Consider the following 3882-nt stretch of genomic DNA (forward strand, 5'->3'; position numbering starts at 1 on the left):
AAGCCGGTAACACCCTGTTCAGCGGCCCCGTCACTCAGGCGATGCTCACTAATGGCCTCACCTTGGCCATCGACGCCCCTGTTACCGGCACTAACCTCGTGGTGACCGCCACCGTCACCGACCCTGCGGGTAACACCGCCACCGGTAATGACAGCGCGACCTTGGATTACGGTATCGGCAGCGGCGCCCCCGCCAGCCCAACCGTCACCATCGATGAGGACATCAACAACGATGGCTTCATCAACGACGCTGAGCTTGATGGTCAAATCAACATCACGGTTGAACTCGGTGCAGGCACCGCCGTCGGCGACACCTTAGTGGTCACCGACCAAGCGGGTAACGAACTGTTCAGCGGCCCAGTCACCCAGGCGATACTCGACAGCGGCCTCAACTTGGCCATCGACGCACCGGCAATCGGTACTGAGGTTATTATTACCGCTAACGTTACCGATCCTGCTGGCAATACTAACAGTGGTAGCGACAGCGCAATTCTCGATAATGGTGCTCCAGCGGCGCCAACCGTTGAAATCACTGAAGATGCCAACAACGACGGCTTCATCAATGACGCCGAGCTTAACGGTCAAATCAACATCAGTGTGACACTGGGGGCTGATACAGAAGTTGGTGACACCGTCACCGTCACCGACCAAGACGGCAACGTCCTGTTCAGCGGCCCTGCCACCCAAGACATGCTCGACAACGGCCTGGCACTGGCGATCGATCCGCCAGCCACCGGCACCAACCTGGTTATCACCGCTAACGTCACCGATCCGGCGGGCAACAGCGCGACCGGCTCAGATGCAGCGACCTTGGATTACGGCGTGGGCGTTGGCGCCCCTGCCGCACCAACGGTCACCATCGATGAAGATACCAACAACGACGGCTACATTAACGAAGCGGAGCTTGACGGCCAGATCAACATCACCGTTGAACTCGGTGCAGGCACCGTGGTGGGCGACACCTTAGTGGTCACCGACCAAGACGGTAATGAGCTGTTCAGCGGCACTGTCACCCAAGATATGCTCGATAACGGCCAAGCGGTCACCATGGACGCGCCAACGACTGGCACGGATGTGGTGGTCACTGCCACCGTCACTGATGAGGCGGGCAACACCGCCACAGGCAATGATGCAGCGACACTGGACTACGGCACGGGCGTGGGCGCACCGGCGAGTCCTACGGTTGAGATTGTGGAAGATGCCAACAACGATGGCTTCATTAACGATGCCGAGCTTGACGGTCAAATCAACATCAGCGTTGAACTCGGTGCAGGCACGGCCGTGGGCGACACCTTAGTGGTCACCGACCAAGCCGGTAATACCCTGTTCAGCGGCCCGGTCACCCAGGCGATGCTCGACAGTGGACTGGACTTAGCGATAGACGCACCAGCGACGGGCACGGAAGTGGTTATCACCGCCAACGTCACCGATGTGGCGGGCAACACCGCGACAGGCTCAGATGCAGCGACCTTGGATTACGGCACGGGCACCGGCGCACCGGCTGCGCCGACCGTCACCATTGATGAAGATGCCAACAACGATGGCTTCATTAATGACGCTGAGCTTGATGGCCAAATCAACATCACGGTTGAGTTAGGCGCAGGCACCGCGGTCGGCGACACCTTAGTGGTCACCGACCAAGCGGGTAACGAGCTGTTTAACGGCGTGGTCACGGCAGACATGCTCACCAATGGCGTCCCTGTCACCATGGACGCCCCCGCCACAGGCACTGACGTGGTGGTCACTGCCACCGTCACCGACGCGGCAGGCAACAGCGCACAAGGCAGTGATGCGGCGACGCTCGATGTCGGCACAGACGCTCCGGCAGCGCCAACGGTTGAGATTGTTGAAGACACCAACAACGATGGCACCATCACCGATGCGGAGCTTGATGGTCAAATCAACATCACCGTCACCTTAGGCAGCGGCACCGAGGTCGGTGACACCATCACCATCACAGACCAAACTGGCGAGGTGATTTACACCGGCCCTGTCACCCAAGACATGCTCGATAATGGCATCGATGCCGTCATCGACGCACCGGCAACCGGCACTAACTTAGTTATCACCGCCACCGTCACCGATGTGGCAGGCAACACCGCCACGGGCACTGACAGTGCGACCTTAGATTACGATGACAGCGTCACCGTACCGGGCGCACCGACCGTGGTTATCACCGAAGACACCAACAACGACGGCTACATCAATGATGCCGAGCTGGAAGGTCAAATCAATATCACGGTGGAGCTCGGCGCGAACACTGTGGTGGGCGACACCTTAGTGGTCACCGACCAAGCGGGCAACGAGCTGTTCAGTGGCACCGTCACCCAAAATATGCTCGATAATGGCCTCGACTTGGCCATGGACCCACCGGCGACCGGCACTAATCTGGTTATCACCGCGACGGTCACTGATACCTTGGGCAATGAAGCGGCAGGCAGTGATAATGCGCTGCTCGATTACGGCTCTGGCAGCGGCGCACCGGCGGCCCCAACTGTTAACATCACCGAAGATATCAACAACGATGGCTTCATTAATGATGCCGAGCTTGATGGTCAAATCAACGCCACCGTCACTTTAGGCGCGGGCACCGTGGTGGGCGACACCGTCACCATCACCGACCAAGATGGCAACACCCTGTTCACGGGCACCGTGACCCAAGCGATGCTCGATAACGGCATCGACGTGAGCTTTGATGCACCGGCCACCGGCACCGACCTTGTGGTCACCGCCACGGTCACTGACGCCGCGGGCAACAGCGCGAGCGGCTCAGATGCGGCGACGCTTGATTACGGCACCGGCACCGGCGCACCTGCTAGCCCAACCGTGGTCATTGATGAAGATGCCAACAACGATGGCTTCATTAATGAGGCGGAGCTTGATGGTCAAATCGACATCACCGTCACCTTAGGGGCGGGCACCGCCGTCGGCGACACCCTTGTGGTCACAGACCAAGATGGCAACGTCATCTTCACTGGCACCGTGACGCAGGATATGCTCACCAATGGCGTCCCTGTCACCATGGATGCGCCAGCGACAGGCACCGACGTCGTGGTCACCGCCACGGTCACCGACGCGGCGGGCAACACGGCACAAGGCAGTGATGCAGCAACGCTCGATTACGGCACAGGCACCGGCGCACCGGCGGCCCCCACCGTGGTCATTGATGAGGATGCCAACAACGACGGCTACATCAACGATGCTGAGCTTGATGGCCAAATCGATGCCACCGTCACACTCGGCGCAGGCACGAGCGTGGGTGACACCGTCACCATCACTGACCAAGACGGCAACGTCATCTTCAGTGGCCCAGCCACCCAAGAGATGATAGACAATGGGCTGGCCGTCACTATCGACCCACCGGCCACGGGCACCAACTTAGTTATCACCGCCACGGTCACGGACCCAGCGGGTAACAGCAGTGCAGGCTCAGACAGTGCCCTACTGGATTACGGCACCGGCACGGGCGCACCAGCGAGCCCAACCGTGGTTATCGATGAAGACATCAACAACGATGGCACCATCAACGACACCGAGCTTGAAGGTCAAATTGACATCAGCGTCACCTTAGGCGCAGGCACTGCGGTGGGCGACACCTTAGTGGTCACTGACCAAGCGGGTAACGTGCTGTTCACTGGCACTGTGACCCAAGATATGCTCGATAACGGCCTGGCCGTCACCATGGACACGCCGCCAAGCGGCACTGACGTGGTGGTCACCGCCACGGTCACTGACGTGGCAGGCAACAGCGCCACCGGCAGTGATGCAGCCACCTTGGATTACGTTGAGGCGCCAGCGCCAGCAGCGCCAACGGTTGAAATCACTGAAGATGCCAACAACGATGGTTACATCAACAGCGCTGAGCTTGACGGTCAAATCAACA

General features: G+C 59.6%; 2 protein-coding genes. One reads left to right on the plus strand and one right to left on the minus strand.

Annotated elements, in window-relative coordinates; genetic code table 11:
* Window positions 1-266, minus strand: a 266-nt coding sequence (locus tag K0625_RS24200; RefSeq protein WP_220111915.1) for a hypothetical protein, incomplete at its 3' end; no start/stop codon positions are given.
* 51 nt (window positions 267-317) lie between these two features.
* Here K0625_RS24200 and K0625_RS24205 point away from each other — a divergent pair.
* Window positions 318-3882 (plus strand): beta strand repeat-containing protein (locus K0625_RS24205; protein WP_369123212.1); only part of this gene is annotated, 3565 nt, incomplete at its 3' end.

The organism is Shewanella nanhaiensis (assembly GCF_019457885.1).
GTDB classification, from domain to species: Bacteria; Pseudomonadota; Gammaproteobacteria; order Enterobacterales; family Shewanellaceae; genus Shewanella; species Shewanella nanhaiensis.